The organism is Nocardia sp. XZ_19_369 (assembly GCF_015355715.1).
Taxonomy (GTDB): domain Bacteria; phylum Actinomycetota; class Actinomycetes; order Mycobacteriales; family Mycobacteriaceae; genus Nocardia.
The window spans coordinates 137,512-156,300 of sequence record NZ_JACVED010000013.1 but is presented as its reverse complement, the minus strand read 5'-3'; the positions used below and the strand labels follow the sequence as shown (position 1 = coordinate 156,300).

Below are 18,789 nucleotides of genomic sequence, written 5' to 3'. Positions count from 1 at the left end.
GCGGGCACGGATGTTGTGAGAATGTGCCAACGACGCAACGGGATTCAGAGCCTACGCTCTACACCCGACGGCTGTACCAGTGCTTTCGCGAGCCGGTCCGATGGGCGTCGCAAGCCCGACTGTGGATACTCGACAATGACCTCGTCGGCGGATCACTGCCCGTTCGTCACGGATTCGGCAGTGACGCCGGCCGCGGCGGCACGGAAGGCCGCGATCACCGCGGCGATGGCGGGGCTGCCCTCGGCACGGGGGCGGATCGCCAGTTCGAACAGGCGGGCGGCGCGGACGCCGGTGAGCAGCAGCACCGAGAGCTCGGGGTGGGCCACCGAATAGCGGGGCATCAACGCGACACCGTACCCACTGGCGACCAAGTTCTCGATGACGCGGAAGTCGTTGAGTCGCTGCGCTATTCGTGGTTGCACCCCGGTCAGGGTGGCGATCGAGCGCTGCACGTCATCGATCGGGAAGCCGCCACGAACGCTCAGCCAGGTCTCGTCGGCCAACTCCTCGGGGGTCACCGCGGTGCGACCGGCCAGCCGATGAGTCGGCGCGACAACCACATCGATGGGTTCGCGCATGAGCAGGTGCACGGTGACCCGCGGGTCGGTGATGGGCTCGGCGCGCTCGTCCCGATGGGTCAGCACCACGTCGTAATCGGCGAGCAGCCGCGACACCTCGCTCGGCGGCAGGTCCACATCGCTCGCGACGAGGTCGACACCGCTGTCGGCCATGGCGGACAGCACCGCGGGCAGCAGCAGCGCGCCGCCGGAGGGGAACACCGCGACGCGCACGCGGCCGCGTGGCGAACCGCGGTAGTGCGCCATCTCGGCCACCGCGCGATCCAGCGCGGCGAGCACCTCGTCCGCGCGTACCACCAGCGCGCGGCCCGCGTCGGTCAGGCGGACCCGACGGCCGTCGCGTTCCAGCAGCGCCACGCCCGCTTCCATCGCCAGCACCTTGAGCTGCTGGGAGACGGCCGAGGGCGTCATCGACAGCGCGGCGGCGACCGCGGCGATGGTGCCGCGATCGGCGAATTCGCGCAGCACGCGCAGCCGATCCACCGACATCGACGGTGCCACGTCAGTGCCGGACGTCTTGCGCTGCGATCATGAAGCAAAACTACCGCAATACTCCAACTCAATTCGATTGTCCTGAACGTTCGTGACGCTAACGATGGACCGCGTGAACACTCGTGACCGCCTGCTCGGGCTGACCGTCGTCCTGCTCTGGGGACTGAACTTCCTCGCCATCCGAGTGGGGCTCGATCACTTCCCGCCCTTCTTCTTCGCCGCGCTGCGCTTCGCGGTCATCGCGGTGCCGGTCCTGCTCTTCGTCCCGCGCCCGAAGGTGCGGATGCGCTGGATCCTGCTGTACGGCACCGGCTTCGGCATCCTGCAGTTCGCCTTCCTGTTCACCGCGATGCGGATCGGCATGCCGACGGGGCTCGCCTCCCTGGTGCTGCAATCGTCGGCACCGTTCACCGTGCTGCTCGGCACGCTGTTCCTGCGCGAACGGATCCGGCCGGTACAGGTCGCCGGCATCGTGGTCGCGATGGCGGGCATGGCGGTGATCGGCTGGGACCGCCTCGAACACGCCAGCCTGCTGCCGGTGCTGCTGACCTTGGCGGGCGGGCTGGGCTGGGCCTTCGGCAATATCGGTGCGCGCCGGGCCACCCTCGAATCGCCGGGGCTGAACACTTTGCACCTGACGTTGTGGATCGCCGTCATCCCGCCGCTGCCGCTGTTCGCACTGTCCGCCGCCGCCGAAGGACCGACCGTCGGGCTGCGCGCCGTGGCCGACTCGTTCTCCGCGGCAGGCTGGCCTGCCCCGGTGGCGCTGGCCTACATCGCGGTGCTCGCGACCGTGGTGGGCAGCAGCCTGTGGACCTACCTGATGAGCCGCTACCCGGCGGGCGTCGTCGCGCCGTTGACGCTGCTGGTTCCGGTCGTCGGTATCGCCGCCGCGTGGATGTTCCTCGACGAGACGCCGACGCCGCTGGCACTGGTCGGGGGTGTCATCGTCATCGCGGGCGCGTTCGCCGCGACCTCGGGCAAGCGCCCGGCGGTGGCCGCCGATCAAGCGGTGGAGCTCGACGCGGCCGCCGGGCGACGCCCAGGCACACCGCAACTCGTGCAGACCTGAGACTCCCGTTGCCAACGTCGCGCGCCGCGCACACGCTGCGACGGCCCCGGTGTCGAATCCCAAAACAGCGCGGATATTTATGTGTGCCAACGGGTTCGAGAAACCGTCATCACAGGTTCGCCTATCCGAACCCGAATATCGCTATGCTCACATCCGCCGTCCGAATCAGCCTTCACCTCGGGCCAGGCACGGGGCGGGTACGCCGGTGCGGACCTGCCGCTTTACAGTAGTGACAACGTGTAACAAAGGTCCCGAGGCTAGGCACAGTGCGGCGCATGGCAGATGATCGGTGGACCGTATCGCGGAGGACAGTACTTCGCGGAACGGCTACGGCGGGGGTAGCGACAGCGGGGGCACTGCTGACCGGTGCACTGAGATCGGGGCCTGCCGCCGGTACTCCGGGCGGTAGGCGGGTCGCGGTACTCGGCGGTGGCGTAGCGGGCTTGACCGCGGCGCACGAACTGATCGAACGCGGTTTCCAGGTAACCATTTTCGAGCGCCGCGCCTGGGGCGGCAAGGCCCGCAGCGTGCCGGTGCCGGGCACCGCTTCCGGCGGCAGACCGGAGTTACCCGGCGAGCACGGCTTCCGGTTCTTCCCCGGCTTCTATCAGCACGTGCCGGACACCATGCGCCGGATCCCGTTCGCGGACAACCCCAATGGCGTGTGGAACAACCTGGTCGCGGTGCCGGAGGCGCGCTTCGCCCGGCGCGACGGCGACGATTTCCGGCTGCCGCTCGGCCCGCGAGCCCGAATGGCGTTCAACCCGGACAGCTTCCGCGAAACCCTGGGCGCCGCCCTCGCCACCACCCTCAAAATGCCTGGCAGCGAAGGTGTCTACTTCGCCAATCGCCTGCTGGTGTTCAACAGCAGCTGCGATGCCCGCCGCCTCGGCCAGTGGGAGCACACCTCCTGGCGCGACTATGTCGGCGGCCACGTCCGCTCCCACGAATTCCGCGCGCTGCTCTCGCGCACGCTGACCAGCATCATGGTCGCGGCGAAGGAGGACGTCGCCAGCGTCCGCACCATCGGCAACATGGGCGAACAGTTCCTGGGCAATCCGGCTGAGATCGGCAACGACGGCGGCCTCGACCGGGTGCTGAACGGGCCGACCAACGCCGTCTGGATCGACCCCTGGCTGCAGCGGATGCGCGAGCTCGGCGTGCAGTTCGAGCTCGGCGCCGAGGTGCGCGGGCTCGAGGTGCGCGACCGCCGGATCGCCGCGGCCCGCATCGTGGACCGCACCGGCACCCAGCGCACCATCGACGCCGACTATTTCGTGGTCGCCGTACCCGCCGAGCAGGCCCGCGCCCTCTGGTCGCCCGATGTACTCGCGGTGCGGCCCGAATTGGCCGCGATGGACCGGCTTTTCAGCGACTGGATGAACGGCATCCAGTTCTATCTGCGCACCCCCGCCGACATCTCGCGCGGCCACACCGCCTACATCGACGCGCCGTGGGCGCTCACCTCGATCAACCAGAACCAGGTGTGGGCCCGCAAATTCAGCGAGTTCGGCGACGGCACCGTGCAGGACTGCCTGTCGGTCGACATCTCCGACTGGAACACACCGGGCATCCTTTTCGGCAAGCCCGCCAAGGAGTGCACGCACGAGGAGATCGCCCGCGAGGTCTGGGCGCAGCTGACCGCACACCTGGACGACCGCGGCGACCTGCTGCGCGAGGCCGACCTGCACTCCTGGTTCCTCGACCCCGGCATCACCTGGCAGCCGGACCAGCGGCGCAATACCAACGCCGACCCGCTGCTGATCAATACCGCGGGCTCGTGGGAGTTCCGGCCGGAACCGCACGGCGCGCTCGAAAACCTGTTCCTCGCAGGCGATTACGTGCGCACCAATGTGGACCTGGCCACCATGGAAGGTGCCAACGAATCCGCCCGCGCGGCGGTGAACGCGCTTCTGGACGTGGCGGGCTCGAACGCGGAGCGTTGCCGGATGTTCACGCTGTACCGGGCGACCGAACTCGAACCGCTGCGCCGCATCGACGCCGACCGCTACGCCGCGGGCGCTCCCAACATGTTCGACCTCCAGCTCTGAGGCGACCGATCGCCCTACCGCAGCACCGGATTCGGCACGACGATGCTTGAATCGGGTATGCGTGCGATCACCGACCCGGCCGAACTGCGACAACTGCTCGGCGAGGTGCCACCCCGCGCCGCGAACAAGGAGCGCGTCGCGCTGCACCCCAGGGACCGCGACTGGATCGCCGCCAGCCCGTTCCTGGTGATGAGCACCAGCGACGCCGCGGGCAACTGCGACGCGTCGCCGAAGGGCGATCCGGCGGGCTTCGTGCGAGTGCTCGACGACCGCACCCTCGCGATTCCCGAGCGCCCGGGCAACCGGCGGGCCGACGGTTACCTCAACATCCTCAGCAATCCGCACGTCGGGCTGATGTTCGTAATCCCGGGCCGCAGCCAGACCCTGCGAATCAACGGCCGCGCGAAGCTCATCGGCGACGCCCCCTACTTCGACGACATGGTGGTGCGCGGCCACCGCCCGATCCTGGCCGTCGAGGTGGCGATCGAGCAGATCTTCTTCCACTGCGCGAAGGCCTTCCTGCGCAGTCACCTCTGGGAGCCGGAGCAGTGGCCCGACGACGGCCTGCCGTCGTGGGCGCACCTGGTCAAGGAAGTTCAGGCCGACACCGCCGAGAGCATCGAGGAGCTCGAGCACCACTACGCGCCCGCCAACTACAACGCCAAGCTCTACCAGGGCTGACCGGCCGGGTGGGCCACGCCACTGGACCGGGCCGCGCCGGGAACCGGCGCCGAACATAGACTCGCGGCGTGGCAGACATTTCGGTGCGTGGGCGTATTGCACTGCGGGCGGCGGCGGCAGCGTCGTGGGCCTCGCAGAAGGCGGGGCGCGGCAAGGGATCGATGATCGGCGGGCTCATCGCCCTGCAGATCGACAAGACGATCATGGGCCAGCTCGGCCGTGGCAAGCGCACGGTGCTGATCACCGGCACCAACGGCAAGTCGACCACGACCAGGATGACCACCGCGGCGCTGAGCACGCTCGGCGCGGTCGCCACCCAGGCCGACGGCGCCAATATGGACGCGGGCATCGTGGCCGCGCTCAGCGTGCACCGGGACGCGCCGCTCGCCGCGATCGAGGTGGACGAGCTGCACCTGCCGCACGTCACCGACGCGCTCGACCCGGCCGCCGTCGTGCTGCTGAACCTGAGCCGCGACCAGCTGGACCGGGTCGGCGAGATCAACATGATCGAGCGCAAACTGCGCGCGGGCCTGGCTCGTCATCCCGACACCGTGGTGATCGCCAACTGTGACGACGTGCTGGTGACCTCGATCGCCTACGACCACCCGAACGTGGTGTGGGTGGCCGCCGGCAGCGGCTGGTCGATGGACGCGACCAGCTGCCCGCGCAGTGGTGAGCCGATCCTGTGGGAGGGTGCGCACTGGCGCAGTACTGGTGCCGATTTCGAACGGCCCGAACCGGATTGGTGGCTGGACGGGGACGACGTGGTCGGCCCCGACGGGCTGCGGTTCCCGCTGACGCTGGCGCTGCCCGGCCGGGCCAACCGGGGCAATGCCGCACAGGCGGTGGCCGCGGCGATCGCGCTCGGCGCCGATCCGGCGGCCGCGGTCACCGCGACCGGCACGGTGCGCGAGATCGCGGGCCGCTACCGGACGGTGCAGGTCGGCGAACACGCCGCGCGGCTGCTGCTGGCGAAGAACCCGGCGGGCTGGCAGGAAGCGCTGTCGATGATCGAGCCCGCCTCGGCCGGACTGGTGATCGCGGTGAACGGGCAGGTGCCCGACGGCGAGGACCTGTCCTGGCTGTGGGACGTGCGGTTCGAGCACTTCGAAGGCGTGCAGGTGGTCGCCTCCGGTGAGCGGGCCACCGATCTCGCGGTGCGTCTCACCTATGCCGGCGTCGAACACACCACGGTGCCGAACCCATTGCGCGCCATCGCCTCCTGCCCGGCGGGCCACGTCGAGGTGCTGGCAAACTACACCGCATTCCGGGATCTCAACCGCGACCTCGAGGCGAAGTAATGAGCGAATCTACCTTCCGCATCGGTCTCGTACTGCCCGATGTGATGGGCACCTACGGCGACGGCGGAAACGCGCTGGTGCTGCGGCAGCGGCTGCGGCTGCGCGGCTACGAGGCCGAGGTCGTCGAAATCACGCTGGCCGACCCGGTTCCCGACTCGCTGGACATCTACACCCTTGGCGGTGCGGAGGATTCGGCACAGCGGCTGGCGACCCGGCACCTGCAGCGCTACCCGGGCCTGCAGCAGGCGGCCGCGAAAGGCACTCCGGTACTGGCCATCTGCGCCGCTATCCAGGTGCTCGGCCAGTGGTACGAGACGTCCACCGGCGAGCGGGTCGACGGCGTCGGCATGATCGACGTCACCACCGCGCCGCAGGCCAAGCGCGCGATCGGCGAGGTGACCACCGCTCCCCTGCTCACCGGGCTCAGCGCGGCGCTGACCGGTTTCGAAAACCACCGGGGCGGCACGAAACTCGGCGGCGACGCGACCGGGCTGGCCCGGGTGACCCGCGGGGTCGGCAACGGCGTCGGCGACGGGCTCGAAGGCGTGGTGCAGGGTTCGGTGATCGGCACCTACATGCACGGTCCGGCCTTGGCCCGCAATCCCGAACTCGCCGACCTGCTTTTGGCGCGGGCGCTCGGTGTCGCGGAATTGGCGCCGCTGCCGATGCCGGAGGTCGAGCAATTGCGCCGCGAACGCTTGCGCGCGTAGGTTACTCCGCCTGCGGGCAGCACAATGCCAGGTCGCGTCGTGATTGATCGACAAACGCGACTCGACCGATAGGCTCCGGGGTGTGCGGCTATTTGCACGCTACGCTCCCCGCTATGACGACGATCACGCCGGGGTCACCTGCCGAATCAATGACGCAGCCGGTAATGCCACGCCGTCCACCGATTTTGGCTCGCTGGCGCAGCCTGCTATGGCCGCGTCCGTTGTATCTGTCGCTGATCGTTTCCTCGGTAGTGGCGCTCAAGGCGTTCGAGATGTCTTTTGTCGCACTGCACCATCTGGCCGTACGCAACCTGGTGGAACCGGAACTGGCGGCGAATGTGCCCATCGCCATCGACGGGCTCGTCGTCGGTTCCATCGTCGCCACCGCGTCATTTCCCAAACGCAGTGCGGGATGGTGGTATGCGACGGGACTTTTCGTGGTCTCGACGCTGGTTTCGGTCGCCGGAAATATCGAATACGCGCGGGAAATCGGCGGCGGGCCGGTGTCGTTGATCATCTACGCCGGAATGCCGCTGACCCTGCTCTTCGCGGTGCACCTGACCCTGATCCTGCTGGCACGCAACACCGCGACACGACGCGCCGCCGTTGCCGCGGAAGCCGAGCAGCTTGCGGTCGAGGATGCGCCAGAGCTGGTGACCTCGCCGCAGCTCAACGGGCACGCGTCGACGAACGGGCACGCGCAGAACAACGGCCAGGCGCAGAACAACGGCCAGGACCACCCGCAGCCCGGTCCCGCGGTGCCCTTCGCCACCGGGCCGAACACCCCGATGCGTTTCAACACCTTCGACGCCGACGGCCGAAAGCTGGTCAACCACCGATAATCCCGCCGCGACGTCCAGGTAATCACTCACCCACGCTCGACTACTTCGATGGAGAAAAACAATGTCTCTAACAGTCTGGCAGGACCAGGACGTCGATCAGTTCCGTGAAGTAGCAAGCAGGCTCGCCTCGGTGATCCAGAGCAGTGTCGATCGATCGGGTGCGTTGAGCCAACTCACCGAGTCGGTGGAGAGCGGGGACGCGTTCACCGACCTGTTGATCGAATTCGCCGGTCGCTGGTTCCACGAGACCGGCGGGCAATCGGTGTTGATCGGGCCGGAATTGTTCTGGCTGCTGTCGGAACCGAACCTGCGCAAAGGCATCAGCAGTTCGTTGCGCGGCCCGGAAGCCGCGCCCGACCTCGAGTACTCGGTGAGCAGGCGCAGTCGAAAGCTGTTGCTCATCTGCGTTTTCGAGACATTGGCGCAGAACCAGTGGCTGGCGGGCAACATCGGCGAACACGTCGGCATGAACGGCATGAATGGAAGTGTCAACGGAATAGGGTGATCGGCACCTCGCGGACCCGCCGCGGCCGATTAAGTTCACGGCGTTTCTAACTCTCCCCTCGGCACCCTCGCCACCGATAGCGTCGAGGTTTGCCGAGTGTTGAGGAGAGTGCCGTGTCCGAGGTGGGCCTGCGTCGGCGTGGACTGTCACCGAGCGCCGCATGACCGCGATCAGCACCCGGGACACCCAGCCCGTCCGGGCGGACCAGCCTGCCGTCGCACCGCGGCGACCGCGCGACTATCGCCGTCTGCTGGCTCCGGCGCTGACGCGGGTCGCGGCGCTGGCGCTCGTGCTCGGGCTGTGGGCAGTGGTCACCGCCGCGGGGTTGGTCGATCCGTTGTATCTGCCGTCGCCGCGGGCGGTGTGGGACGCGTTCGTACGGGCCAACTCCCGGCATCCGATCGCGCCGGGCGTGGACCGCACGGTGATCGGTGAGCAGAACTACTACCTGTGGGAGCATCTGCTCGCCAGCCTGCAGCGGATCGCCGTCGGCGTCGGTATCGCGATCGTGGTCGGGCCGCCGGTCGGCTTCGTGATGGGGATGCTCACCCCCGTGCGCCTGGTCACCGAGCCGATCCTGAACTTCCTGCGGTCGCTGCCGCCGCTCGGCTATATCGGGCTGTTGATCGTCTGGTTCGGCATCGGTGATCTGTCGAAGGTCTGGCTGCTGTTCCTCGCCGCGTTCCCGCCGATCGCCATCGCGACGCTGAGCGGTGTCACGGGCGTCAAGCAGGACTATCTCAATGCCGCCCGCTCGCTGGGTGCCGGTCGCGCCCAGGTCATCTCGCGCGTGGTGCTGCCCGCGACGCTGCCCGAGGTGATCGGCGGCATCCGGATCGCCACCGCGTTCGCCTGGACCACCGTGGTCGCCGCGGAGCTCAACAACGGTATTCCCGGCATCGGTGGGCTCGCGTATATCGCAGGCACGCAGCTGAACACGCCGCTGACCATCGCGTGCATCATCGTGATCGGCTGCGCGGCACTCGTACTCGACTCGGTCATCAAATTTCTTGGCACCAAAGCAGTTCCGTGGAAAGGCAAAGCATGAATGCCGCAGTCCGTCGCATGGTCACGACCGGCCTCGCCGTGGCCGCCGTCGTTGCGACGACCGTCGGGTGCGTCGAGTCCGGCCGCGGCGACACCGGAGTCGATGGGGCGCAGGCGAGTTGTCCGTTCGCCGCGGATCCCAGCGTCACCACGCAGGCGCGGATCGGATTCCAAGCCATCCCCAATGCCGATCTTTTCGTGAAGGATCGCGGCCTGCTGGCCGCCTGCCTGCCGAACGCGAAAGTCACCTGGAGCCAGTTCTCCGCCGGGGCCGATGTGGTCCAGGCGTTCGGCGCGGGCAGCCTCGACATCGGCACCATGGGGTCGAGCCCGGCGACCAAGGCGCTGTCCGCGCCGTTGCGGCTGCCGGTGCGGGTGCTGTGGATCCACGATGTGATCGGCAAGTCGGAATCGCTGGTCGCCAAGGACAAGTCGGTCAGCACGCTGGCCGGGCTGCGCGGCAAGCGCGTCGCGACACCGTTCGGCAGCACCGCGCACTACAGTCTGCTGGCCGCGCTCGGCAAGGCCGGGCTGGCCGGTGACGTGCAGGTGATCAACATGGCGCCCGACGCGATTCCCGGTGCTTGGAACGGTGATCAGATCGATGCCGCCTGGGTGTGGGATCCGACCCTGTCGAAGCTCATCGAGGCCGGCGGTCATCTCGTCACCTCCAGCGCCGACACCGCGGCCGCGGGCGCGCCGACCTTCGATCTGGCGGTCGCGAGCACGAAGTTCCTCGACGAGAACCCGCGATTCGCGGTGGTGTGGGCGAAACTGCAGGACTACGCGGTGACGCAACTGCGGAGCAAGCCGGAGGATGCGGCCGTGTCGATCGGTGCGCAGCTCGGCATCGCACCCACGCTGGTCGGGCCGCAATTGGCCGGATATACCTATCTCGGCGCGGCCGAGCAGGCCGACGCGAAGTACCTGGGCGGCGGATTCGCCGCCGATCTGCGCAAGACGGCCGAATTCCTGTTGAGCCAGGGTGGTGTCGACTCGGTCGGTGACGAAAACGCCTACCGCAGTGGGATTTACGCTGCCGCGGCCGAGGGTGCGTCCTCGTGACCGCGCCGGATGAGCGCCGGGTCGTCCTCACCGGCGTGAGCAAGAGCTACCGGGGCGACGACGGCCCGACGCAGGTGCTCGCACCGACCGACCTGACCATCGAGAGCGGCGAATTCGTCTGCGTCGTAGGCCCTTCCGGCTGCGGCAAGTCGACCCTGCTGAACATCCTCGCCGGATTCCTGGAGCCGACCGAAGGCACGGTCCGGGTCGGCGGCCGCCCCGTCACCGGACCCTCGCCCGACCGCGGTGTCGTCTTCCAGCAACCCAACCTCTACCCCTGGCTGTCCGTCCGCCAGAACGTCGAATTCGGCCCCAAAGTCCGTGGCGTACCGCGCGATGAGCGCCGCACCGAAGCCGAACGCATGCTCACCCTGGTCGGCCTCGACCACCTCGGCAACCGCCGCCCCTACGAACTCTCCGGCGGCCAGCAGCAACGCGCCCAAATCGCCCGCGTACTCGTCAACGATCCCCAGATCATCCTGATGGACGAACCTTTCGGCGCCCTGGACGCCCTGACCCGCGAAAACCTCCAGGATGAACTCCGCACCCTCTGGCGCGACCGCCGAAAAACCGTCCTCTTCGTCACCCACAGCATCGACGAGGCCCTCCTCCTCGGCACCCGAGTCCTCGTCATGGGCACCCGCCCCGGCCGCATCATCTACGACAACCCCACCCCCACCCAACCCCGCACCCACCCCGCCTTCACCCACATGCGCAACGAAGTCTCCGCCCACATCTACGCCGCCCACGCATAGCAGGGCCCTACGTCACGCGGCGAGAATCGGGACCTCGTACTTCTGGCACCACGTGTCATGGGTGACCAGCGTCAGACCTTCACATTGCGCCTGCGCCACCAACATTCGGTCGAATGGATCGCGGTGGATCAATGGCAGCCGACCGGCCAGCGTCGCATGCTCGGCGCTGATGGGCAGCGGAAGGAACCCGCTGCCCATGACGTGCTCGGGCAGGTCGATCGGGCCGGTCAGTTTGCCCAGGGCCTGTTTGATGGCGACTTCCCACACCGTCGCCGCGCTGACGTAGATATCCGGATCGTGTTCGATCCGCTCCTTGAGGTCATCGGACAGCGCGGGATCGTCGGTCAGCCACCACACGATCACGTGGGTGTCCAGCAGGAGTCTCATGCCGTCGTGCCGAAGTCGTCGGCGATCTGCGCGTTGGTCGCGTCGGAATCCCAGTCGGCAGCGAGCACGAGTCGCCCCCGCAGCGAGCCCCGGCCGACCCGGTTGACCCGCCGGACCAGCGGGACCACTTTCGCGACGGGGTGACCGGCGCGACTGATGACGATCTCCTCGCCGTGTTCGACCCGCTCGATGATGCGCGACAGATTCGTCTTCGCCTCGTGGATATTGAACTGCTCAGCTGCGCTGCCCGACATGGCCCACCTCCTTAGCTAAGAGCTTAGTCCGGCAAGGTCCTGAGTGCAACGGACTAGCCGTAACCACGGCCTGAGCGGGGCTTGGCGACGCAGCGGTCGTGGGCGATGAGGCTGGTGGAGCTCACGCGGGTCAGCTCTGCACCGGGGAGACGTCTACCGAGACGGTGATGGTGCTGTTTTTGGCGTCGGTGTAGATGATGCCGCGTAGTGGGGGGACGTCGGCGTAGTCGCGGCCCCAGGCGACGGTGACGTAGCGCTCGTCGCCGAATTGGTCGTTGGTGGGGTCGAAGTCGAGCCAGTGGCCGGTTCGGTCGTGGTCGTCGGTGCCGGGGATCCAGACGGCGGCCCAGGCGTGGGTGGCGTCGGCGCCGATCATGCGGTCGCGGCCGGGGGGTGGGTCGGTGGCGAGGTAGCCGGAGACGTAGCGGCCGGCCAGGCCGTGGGAACGCAAGCAGGCCAGGGCGATTCGGGCGAAGTCCTGGCAGACGCCGGCGCGGGCGGCGAAGACGTCGGCGACCTTGGTGGAGACGGTGGTCGAGCCGGACTGATAGGTGAAGTCGGCGTGGATGCGGCTGGTGAGTTCGGCCACGGCGTCGAGCAGCGGGCGGCCGGGAATCAGTGATTCGGCCGCGTAAGCCCTTACCTCGCTGGTGATTTCGGGCGGGTGCAGATCGAGGGTGAACTCCACGGCGAGCGGGCCTGTCGCACCGGTCGGGCGGGCCAGTTCCCACGGCCGGCCCGCCGGACCGTCCGCGGCGTGGTCGCGGTGATCGACTTCGACGAGCGAGTCGCCGGTGACCACCAGGGTGCGATGGGGGGCGGTCACGTGGAAGTAGGAGGTGGTGTTGCCGTACACATCCGGGCCGATCGACTGATCCGAGGGCACCGGGTCGATCGAGATTTCGTGCGAAAGCAGCTGCTGCCCAGGGAATTCGCGCGGCGTCAGGTAGGCACGCCCGTAGGAACTGGCGACCTCGTCGGAGTAGCAGTACGTGGTGCGGTGTGCGACCCGGTAGCGCCGGACCGAACCGTCGCGGTCGATCATCCGACCACCCGCGTGCTACCCCACAGCGGCTGGAAGCCCGCGGGCAGCGACAGTGTCGAGGTCTCGAACGAGTCCGACAGCTTGCGCAGCCGCAGATGCACACCCTCCAGCAGCTCGAGCAGTTCGGTGCGTATGCCTTCGTCGTCGGTGACGTCGAGGTCGTCGGGGTCGACCCGGCGCAGCATGCGTTGCGCGTCGGCCAGCAGGCGTTGCGGCCGAGACGATCCCGAGGCGCCGGGCAGGGTGTGCAGGTCGGCCTCGAGCCGATCCAGCTGGTAGGCCAGCGAGCGTGGATTGGCGGTATCGAAGAGCAGCAGTCCGGCGACCGCGGAGATACGCACCGAATCACCGTGGCGTCGGCGGTAACTCACCTGCGACTCGGTGGCCCGCAGCACCGATGTGGTGACCACCCGTTCGGCCTCGTCCGGAAACTCCTGCGTCAGTGCGGCCGACATCAGCGCGGTGAGCGCGAGCCCGCGCTCGATCCGTTTGCCGATATCCATGACGTACCAACCGGAGTCGCGCACCAGCGATTCGGCGCCGATGCCGGACAGCGACAGCAGCGCGGCCAGGGTCAGCGAGTGCACCGCCGACAATGCCGCCTCGCGGTCACCCTGGGTGCTCCGATACTCCGTGAGCGCGCGATCCACGGCGCTCAGAATCATCCACGTGTCCCCGGACAGTTGATCGCGCACGGCGCGGGCGGCGTTCTCGTACCGGTCGATGGCGAAGGCCAGCGAACCGGGCAGCTCGCGGTCGATTGTCAACGCCGCCAGGTATTCGTAACCCTCCCGGGAGGCTCCGGCCGTCGGCGGCGGACCCAACGACCCGGGTACCGGAATACCTTGCTCCTGCGCCGCATTCGCCGCGGCCACGATCGCCCGCTGCAGCACTCCCGGCCGGATCGGCACATGTGTTTCGTCGGCGATATCCGCGACATCCGCAGCGTCGGATTTCGCCGAACCAGGCTCGCTCCCAGCTGGGTTCGACACACCTTCGTCGTCTGCGGACAGCGGACGGTCCGCAGACGCAAACCACGGCGAATCCTGCTCTGCCGCACCACTATCAGCGTCCTCATCGGAATCCCCCACCACTGCTGCCGGAGCAACGGTAGAGGTGGCGCGAGCCAGCGCCGCCATCAGCACCGGCATCGCCTCGGCCCCCTCCAACCACGGCCGATAGCGGAAATCCTGATACCGGTCGTGCGTGGCCATGAGCAGCCGGGCAGCCGACTCGGCCCGCTCCCCGTACCGCCCCATCCAGAACAGATCGTTGAGCACACGCGGGGAACTGACCGCCGCCACCACCGGGGCAGCACGCCGCTCGCGTTCCTCGTGCGGCGCCTCGGTACCGACCGCGGGCACCGGACTCGGCGCCGCCCTGACCCAAATGTCCTTGGCCGCAATCCTGATCACCGCCCGGTCGGGCAGTGTGCGCTGATGCAGCCGCCCAAGGCCACCGGCCATCGCGGTGTACCCACTGCGGCGCGCCATCGAGAACAGCCGCATGCCGACCGGCGCCGGCGTCAAGCCGCCGTAACCCTCGACCGCGGGCGCCACCGAGAACTGCGCGGGTTCCTGCCCGACCCACTGCCAACCGGTTTCCTCGATCCGGTCCCGCAGATCAGCACGCTGCCGGATCGACAATTCCGGCCCGAAGAGCGTGGCACCGTCGACCGCAGACCGAATGATCAGCCGGTGCAGATTCTTGATCAGCTGCGCGCGTTCTTTATCGTCACCGCCCCAATAGGTCGGTGCGCTCTCCAATTGCAGGTCTTCCCCCAGCAGCGCCCGGGACAGGCGCGGCAGGAACCCGGTGAGCGCCGGATTCTCCAGCAGTCCACTGCCCAGCGTGTTCACCACGGTGACCGCACCCCTGCGCAACACCTCGACCAGCCCGACCACGCCGAGCCGCGAATCCGGCCGCAGATCAAGCGGATCGGCGAACTCCGCGTCCACCCGGCGCAGCACCACATCGACCCGGCGCAGCGTGCCGAGCGATCGCATCCACAGCGCACCGTCGCGCACCACCAGGTCCGCGCTCTCCACCAGGGCGAAGCCGAGCATCGAGGCGAGATTGGCCTGATCGAACGCGGTCGCGGAGTGCACGCCGGGGCTCAGCACCACCACGAACGGATCGTCGGCCTCCCCCTGCGCCGATTCGATCAGCATCAACCGCATCGCCCGGGCGAACGGCGTCAGCGGGCGCGGATTGGAATGCTCGAACGCCTCCGGGATCGCGGTGGACACCACCCGCCGGTCGGCCAGCGCGTACCCGGCGCCGGACGGGGCCTGCGCCCAGTCGGCACTCACCCGGAACTGCCCGTCGCTCCAGCGGCTGATATCGCAGGCGTGTAGGAACAGCTGGTGCCGGCCCGGCACCGTAATGCCATGGGCGGCACGGACATAGCCGCAGTAACCGAAGATCACCTCGGGCGGCAGCAGTCCGCTGGTGAGTGTGCGGCGCGGCCCGTAGACATCGGTGAGCACCTCGTCGAGCACCCGCGAGCGCTGCACCAGGCCCGCCTCCAACCGGGTCCAGTCGTCCGCGGAGATCAGCAGCGGGATCGGATCGAGCCGCCACGGCGTGGCCACCGCCTGCTCCCCCGGACCGAGCACCTCGGTGTAGGTGATGCCGTCGTCCTCGATCAGCCTGCGCACCCGGTTGTCGAGCCTGCCGAGGCCGGTGGTCCCGAGCTCGACGAAATCGGCGGACAGCTCCGACCACATCCGGCGCACCTTGCCGTCCGCGTCGACCAGCTCGTCGTAGTAGCCCGCAGTAGGCCTGCCGCATTCGTCGTAGGGCGCGGTCTCGACGCCGCCGGTGCGGTACCGCGCGAATTGCTCGGCCACTTGCTCGCGCAGACCGGTCGCCGCGTCCGTCTCCCGCAGAGCGTCCTCGCGCATCGTCACCGCGCCGACCTCACTTCCGCTGCCAGACGTGCCTAACGGTCGCTGACCGATCCCTGGACGGTCCATACCCGCGCAGATCGAGCAGGCCTTGCGCGCCGCCGTCCAACGATTGTGTTGCCATTTTCGCACGTAGCTCACCGCGATCCAGCCGTATCGCGATGTGCCCGGTCACCTCGGAGCGCCGGTTGCGCGGTGATTGCGCCGGCACCGCACTGAACGGGGCCGGAGCACCCGGTTGGGCCACTAGATAGTCGCGGTCGCCACATCGATCGGGGTCTCGACATAGGCGTGCCACCCGGGTGCGCCACGCCCGGCCCGCGACACACATCGCCGACTTCCCCCAGCGTGCGACCCGGAAGTGGTAGACAAAGATAACGAACCGATCACGTCTGGAGGTCACATGCGTGCGCCGGATTGTTCGTCCTGCGAATCCGCCGTCGACCACTGCCACGGCACCCTCATCGTCCATGCGGGCAGGCTCACCGAATGCACCGAAAACGACTGTGTCGACCTGGATTACGTCCGACACACCTTCGTGGTGGACTGCGCCGACGTAGCGGGCGGCTGCGCCTGTGCCGAGCCCGACACGGCCCGTCGCCTGGCCTGAACCGCGCCGTACGTACCCTGTGCGGGTGAGCTATGACCACGTCTTGCTGCCATCAGGTGTCGCGTCATCGATCGCCGAGGTGGACGCTTACCTCAGCACCCAGCAGGGACTCCCGGAGGCGGGCATGGTCGCGCAGATCGCGGCCGAACTGAACAAGGCCAACGCCGAGGTTCCCGAGGACGACAGTTTCCTCAGCGTGCACCCGGTCGGCGGCGTCGCGACCGGCGCGGCGCTACAGGTGCCGTGCCCGTACGACGCGATCGGCTTCGTCCGCCAGCTGCTGTTCGCGATCGCAACGCCGCTGAACTACGCGGTCTACGATCCGCAGCTGGCCTGGCTGATCGATCCGGCCGGGCACGTGCCCGCGACGGTCACCCACGGCGGCGCGGGCGAGTTCCCCTACCTGACCAAACCCCTTGCCGATCAATGGGTTGCCGAGCTGGCCCCGCCGAATCCGTATCTGGTGGTGGAACGAGACGATCAGGTCTACATGCAGACCTACCGGGAGAAGACCGGCGCGTTCACCCTCGAGTACCGAGATGGCTCCCCGGACAAGCACTTCGGCACCACGGTGCTGGACGCGCCGACGGTGTCCGCGGTGATCTGGGACTGGGCCACCGACGACCGCAGCCGCATGCAGACGCTGCCGTGGTCGCGCGTCGAACTCTGAGTCGCGTTGCCGCCTACTGGTTTTGCAGTGCCAGGCGCCCGGCCAGCGCGATGAAGGAGACGCCGAACACCCGGCGCATCCAGGTCACCACCATGGGTCGCGAGATGACGTGGCTGCGGACGGCCGCCGCGCACACGCCGTAGATCGCGAACACCACGAAGGTGGCGAGCATGAAGATGGCGCTCAGTTCGAGCATGCGCGCCAATGCGTTCGGTGAACCGGTGGGCACGAACTGCGGCAGGAACGCGAAGAAGAAAATGGTCAGCTTCGGGTTGAGGATATTGAGCAGCACCGCCGAGGTGATCACCTTGCGGGCCGAATAGGCGCTCTGCTCGCTGCCCTCGGGCACGGTCAGCGCGCCCTTGTCCCGGAAGGTGCTCCACGCCATGTAGATCAGGTAGGCGACACCGAGGTACTTGAGGGTCTGGAAGGCGACCGCGCTGGTGTGCAGCAGCGCGGCGAGGCCGGTGATCGCCGCGAGCATGTGCGGGACGGTGCCCAGTGTGCAGCCGAACGCCGCGATCACGCTGGCCTTCGTCCCCCTGGAAAGACCGGCCGCCAGGGTGAACAGCGCGCCGGTGCCGGGGGTGGCGACGATGACGAGCGTGGTCAGCATGAATTCGATGCTCATCCCCGACACAGTAACCAGCGCGGGAGGCCCCGCAACCCCCCGAGATCAGGGGCAGGAGTCAGAGCGCGCGCCGGCCGGACAGCGCCCGACCCAACGTCAATTCGTCCGCGAACTCCAGATCGCCGCCCATGGGCAGCCCCGAGGCCAGCCTGGTCACGCTGAGGCCGGGGAAATCGCGCAGCATCCGCACCAGGTAGGTGGCCGTGGCCTCGCCCTCGGTGTTCGGGTCGGTCGCGATGATCACCTCGGTGACATCGATGCCGTCGGACTGATTTCCGATGCGCGCCAGCAATTCCCGGATCCGCAGCTGGTCCGGCCCGATGCCGCTGAGCGGGTCGAGCGCGCCGCCGAGCACGTGGTAGCGGCCACGGAACTCCCTGGTGCGTTCGATCGCCTGCACATCCTTGGGCTCCTCGACCACACAGATCATGGTGCGGTCGCGGCGCGCGTCGGCACAGATACGGCACATCTCACCGTCGGAGACGGTGCCGCAGACCACGCAGAACTGCACGCCGTCGCGCACCTTCTGCAGCGCGGCCTGCAACCGGTCGATCTCCGGCGGCTCCACCTGGAGGAGATGAAAAGCGATGCGCTGCGCGCTCTTCGGACCGACGCCGGGCAGCTTGCCCAGCTCGTCGATGAGATCCTGAACCGGACCCTCGTACAACGGCTATGTCCCCGTGGCTCTCAGAAGCCCGGCAGCCCGGGCAGCGAACCGCCACCGAGCCCACCCGAGAGCGGGCCGAGCCGCTCGGCCGCCACCTGCTGTGCGTTGGCCATCGCGTCGTTCACCGCGCCGATCACCAGGTCCTGCAGCGTCTCCACGTCCTCCGGGTCGACCGCCTTCGGATCGATGGTCAGCGAAACAACCTCGCCGGACGCCTTGATGGTGACCTTGACCAGCCCGCCGCCGGCCTGGCCCTCCACCTCGGCCGCGGCGATCTCGGCCTGGGCCTCCATCACCGCCTGTTGCATCTGCTGCGCTTGGGCGAGTAACTGCTGCATGTCGAACTGACCACCGGGCTGCACGGCATATTCCTCTCTGGGGAAAGTGTCACTGATCAGCCTAGTCCCTGAGTTGAGGGCGGCACGCATGGCCGGTAACAGGTTGGGTAAGTCCAGCTTCAGAACATCAAGATCGACCTAACATAAGTAGATAGGTCGGGAGACCGTGCGGCAGTTCT

Annotated in this window: 20 protein-coding genes; 12 read left to right on the top strand and 8 right to left on the bottom strand. The window is 68.1% G+C overall.

The annotated features are described in order from the left end of the window. Positions 1–152: 152 nt before the first annotated feature. The gene (locus tag IBX18_RS38350) at positions 153–1,067 is read right to left on the bottom strand and encodes a LysR family transcriptional regulator (RefSeq protein WP_194838318.1); all 915 of its coding nucleotides are present in this window, start codon (positions 1,065–1,067) and stop codon (positions 153–155) included. A gap of 115 nt (positions 1,068–1,182) precedes the next feature. Between IBX18_RS38350 and IBX18_RS38345 the strand changes: the two genes are divergently transcribed. The 10 genes from IBX18_RS38345 (at position 1,183) to IBX18_RS38300 (ending at position 11,099) form a co-directional block, all read left to right on the top strand. After that, positions 1,183–2,142: an EamA family transporter gene (locus IBX18_RS38345; RefSeq protein ID WP_194838317.1), complete on the top strand. Its 960-nt coding sequence runs from the start codon at positions 1,183–1,185 to the stop codon at positions 2,140–2,142. A 275-nt stretch (positions 2,143–2,417) separates the two neighbouring features. After that, positions 2,418–4,193, top strand: a complete 1,776-nt coding sequence (locus IBX18_RS38340) for an FAD-dependent oxidoreductase (RefSeq protein WP_194838316.1) — start codon at positions 2,418–2,420, stop codon at positions 4,191–4,193. A gap of 57 nt (positions 4,194–4,250) precedes the next feature. Continuing rightward, positions 4,251–4,874, top strand: a complete 624-nt coding sequence (locus IBX18_RS38335) for a pyridoxamine 5'-phosphate oxidase family protein (protein WP_194838315.1) — start codon at positions 4,251–4,253, stop codon at positions 4,872–4,874. A 68-nt stretch (positions 4,875–4,942) separates the two neighbouring features. Beyond that, the gene (locus tag IBX18_RS38330; protein WP_194838314.1) at positions 4,943–6,175 is read left to right on the top strand and encodes a MurT ligase domain-containing protein; all 1,233 of its coding nucleotides are present in this window, start codon (positions 4,943–4,945) and stop codon (positions 6,173–6,175) included. Then, complete coding sequence (locus IBX18_RS38325) at positions 6,175–6,885, top strand: type 1 glutamine amidotransferase (RefSeq protein WP_194838313.1); 711 nt, start codon at positions 6,175–6,177, stop codon at positions 6,883–6,885. The genes IBX18_RS38330 and IBX18_RS38325 overlap by 1 nt, the downstream gene beginning before the upstream one ends. A gap of 113 nt (positions 6,886–6,998) precedes the next feature. Next, positions 6,999–7,727, top strand: coding sequence for a DUF2637 domain-containing protein (locus IBX18_RS38320; protein WP_194838312.1), 729 nt, complete (start codon positions 6,999–7,001; stop codon positions 7,725–7,727). 61 nt (positions 7,728–7,788) lie between these two features. After that, entirely contained in the window at positions 7,789–8,232 is a 444-nt protein-coding gene (locus IBX18_RS38315; protein WP_194838311.1) for a hypothetical protein, read from the top strand. A 160-nt stretch (positions 8,233–8,392) separates the two neighbouring features. Then, on the top strand, positions 8,393–9,280 hold the full coding sequence (locus IBX18_RS38310; RefSeq protein ID WP_194838310.1) for an ABC transporter permease: 888 nt from the start codon (positions 8,393–8,395) through the stop codon (positions 9,278–9,280). Next, a complete protein-coding gene (locus IBX18_RS38305; RefSeq protein ID WP_194838309.1) occupies positions 9,277–10,344 on the top strand; it encodes an ABC transporter substrate-binding protein in 1,068 nt (355 codons plus the stop codon). Before IBX18_RS38310 ends, IBX18_RS38305 begins: the two co-directional genes overlap by 4 nt. Continuing rightward, positions 10,341–11,099 carry an ABC transporter ATP-binding protein gene (locus IBX18_RS38300; RefSeq protein WP_194838308.1) on the top strand — a complete coding sequence of 253 codons (759 nt, stop codon included), beginning with the start codon at positions 10,341–10,343 and terminating at the stop codon, positions 11,097–11,099. Before IBX18_RS38305 ends, IBX18_RS38300 begins: the two co-directional genes overlap by 4 nt. A gap of 12 nt (positions 11,100–11,111) precedes the next feature. Here IBX18_RS38300 and IBX18_RS38295 read toward each other — a convergent pair whose 3' ends face one another. From IBX18_RS38295 to IBX18_RS38280, 4 genes are all read right to left on the bottom strand, one after another. Continuing rightward, entirely contained in the window at positions 11,112–11,486 is a 375-nt protein-coding gene (locus IBX18_RS38295) for a type II toxin-antitoxin system VapC family toxin (RefSeq protein WP_135234389.1), read from the bottom strand. Beyond that, entirely contained in the window at positions 11,483–11,740 is a 258-nt protein-coding gene (locus IBX18_RS38290) for a type II toxin-antitoxin system Phd/YefM family antitoxin (protein ID WP_194838307.1), read from the bottom strand. Before IBX18_RS38290 ends, IBX18_RS38295 begins: the two co-directional genes overlap by 4 nt. Before the next feature lie 130 nt (positions 11,741–11,870). Continuing rightward, positions 11,871–12,785, bottom strand: a complete 915-nt coding sequence (locus tag IBX18_RS38285) for a transglutaminase family protein (protein WP_194838306.1) — start codon at positions 12,783–12,785, stop codon at positions 11,871–11,873. Further along, positions 12,782–15,691: a circularly permuted type 2 ATP-grasp protein gene (locus IBX18_RS38280; protein WP_194838422.1), complete on the bottom strand. Its 2,910-nt coding sequence runs from the start codon at positions 15,689–15,691 to the stop codon at positions 12,782–12,784. The genes IBX18_RS38285 and IBX18_RS38280 overlap by 4 nt, the downstream gene beginning before the upstream one ends. Before the next feature lie 406 nt (positions 15,692–16,097). Here IBX18_RS38280 and IBX18_RS38275 point away from each other — a divergent pair, with 406 nt between their 5' ends. Continuing rightward, entirely contained in the window at positions 16,098–16,304 is a 207-nt protein-coding gene (locus IBX18_RS38275) for a hypothetical protein (RefSeq protein ID WP_147132265.1), read from the top strand. Positions 16,305–16,329: 25 nt separating this feature from the next. Then, positions 16,330–16,974 (top strand): hypothetical protein, encoded by a 645-nt coding sequence (locus IBX18_RS38270; protein WP_107659937.1) that lies wholly within the window; start codon positions 16,330–16,332, stop codon positions 16,972–16,974. Positions 16,975–16,987: 13 nt separating this feature from the next. Here IBX18_RS38270 and IBX18_RS38265 read toward each other — a convergent pair whose 3' ends face one another. The 3 genes from IBX18_RS38265 to IBX18_RS38255 are packed head-to-tail and all read right to left on the bottom strand — an operon-like array spanning position 16,988 to position 18,634. After that, a complete protein-coding gene (locus IBX18_RS38265; protein WP_147132269.1) occupies positions 16,988–17,605 on the bottom strand; it encodes a LysE family translocator in 618 nt (205 codons plus the stop codon). Positions 17,606–17,663: 58 nt separating this feature from the next. Then, positions 17,664–18,272 carry a recombination mediator RecR gene (gene recR, locus IBX18_RS38260; protein WP_107653712.1) on the bottom strand — a complete coding sequence of 203 codons (609 nt, stop codon included), beginning with the start codon at positions 18,270–18,272 and terminating at the stop codon, positions 17,664–17,666. Between the two features lie 20 nt (positions 18,273–18,292). Then, positions 18,293–18,634, bottom strand: coding sequence for a YbaB/EbfC family nucleoid-associated protein (locus IBX18_RS38255; protein ID WP_107653711.1), 342 nt, complete (start codon positions 18,632–18,634; stop codon positions 18,293–18,295). Positions 18,635–18,789: the final 155 nt, after the last annotated feature.

What these genes read in the sequence shown, in the direction of transcription:
- IBX18_RS38350 (WP_194838318.1), bottom strand. Translation starts at nt 1,067, where the DNA reads ATGTCGGTGGATCGGCTGCGCGTGCTGCGCGAATTCGCCGATCGCGGC.
- IBX18_RS38340 (WP_194838316.1), top strand. Translation starts at nt 2,418, where the DNA reads ATGGCAGATGATCGGTGGACCGTATCGCGGAGGACAGTACTTCGCGGA.
- IBX18_RS38335 (WP_194838315.1), top strand. Translation starts at nt 4,251, where the DNA reads ATGCGTGCGATCACCGACCCGGCCGAACTGCGACAACTGCTCGGCGAG.
- IBX18_RS38325 (WP_194838313.1), top strand. Translation starts at nt 6,175, where the DNA reads ATGAGCGAATCTACCTTCCGCATCGGTCTCGTACTGCCCGATGTGATG.
- IBX18_RS38320 (WP_194838312.1), top strand. Translation starts at nt 6,999, where the DNA reads ATGACGACGATCACGCCGGGGTCACCTGCCGAATCAATGACGCAGCCG.
- IBX18_RS38315 (WP_194838311.1), top strand. Translation starts at nt 7,789, where the DNA reads ATGTCTCTAACAGTCTGGCAGGACCAGGACGTCGATCAGTTCCGTGAA.
- IBX18_RS38310 (WP_194838310.1), top strand. Translation starts at nt 8,393, where the DNA reads ATGACCGCGATCAGCACCCGGGACACCCAGCCCGTCCGGGCGGACCAG.
- IBX18_RS38305 (WP_194838309.1), top strand. Translation starts at nt 9,277, where the DNA reads ATGAATGCCGCAGTCCGTCGCATGGTCACGACCGGCCTCGCCGTGGCC.
- IBX18_RS38295 (WP_135234389.1), bottom strand. Translation starts at nt 11,486, where the DNA reads ATGAGACTCCTGCTGGACACCCACGTGATCGTGTGGTGGCTGACCGAC.
- IBX18_RS38290 (WP_194838307.1), bottom strand. Translation starts at nt 11,740, where the DNA reads ATGTCGGGCAGCGCAGCTGAGCAGTTCAATATCCACGAGGCGAAGACG.
- IBX18_RS38285 (WP_194838306.1), bottom strand. Translation starts at nt 12,785, where the DNA reads ATGATCGACCGCGACGGTTCGGTCCGGCGCTACCGGGTCGCACACCGC.
- IBX18_RS38280 (WP_194838422.1), bottom strand. Translation starts at nt 15,691, where the DNA reads ATGCGCGAGGACGCTCTGCGGGAGACGGACGCGGCGACCGGTCTGCGC.
- IBX18_RS38275 (WP_147132265.1), top strand. Translation starts at nt 16,098, where the DNA reads ATGCGTGCGCCGGATTGTTCGTCCTGCGAATCCGCCGTCGACCACTGC.
- IBX18_RS38265 (WP_147132269.1), bottom strand. Translation starts at nt 17,605, where the DNA reads ATGAGCATCGAATTCATGCTGACCACGCTCGTCATCGTCGCCACCCCC.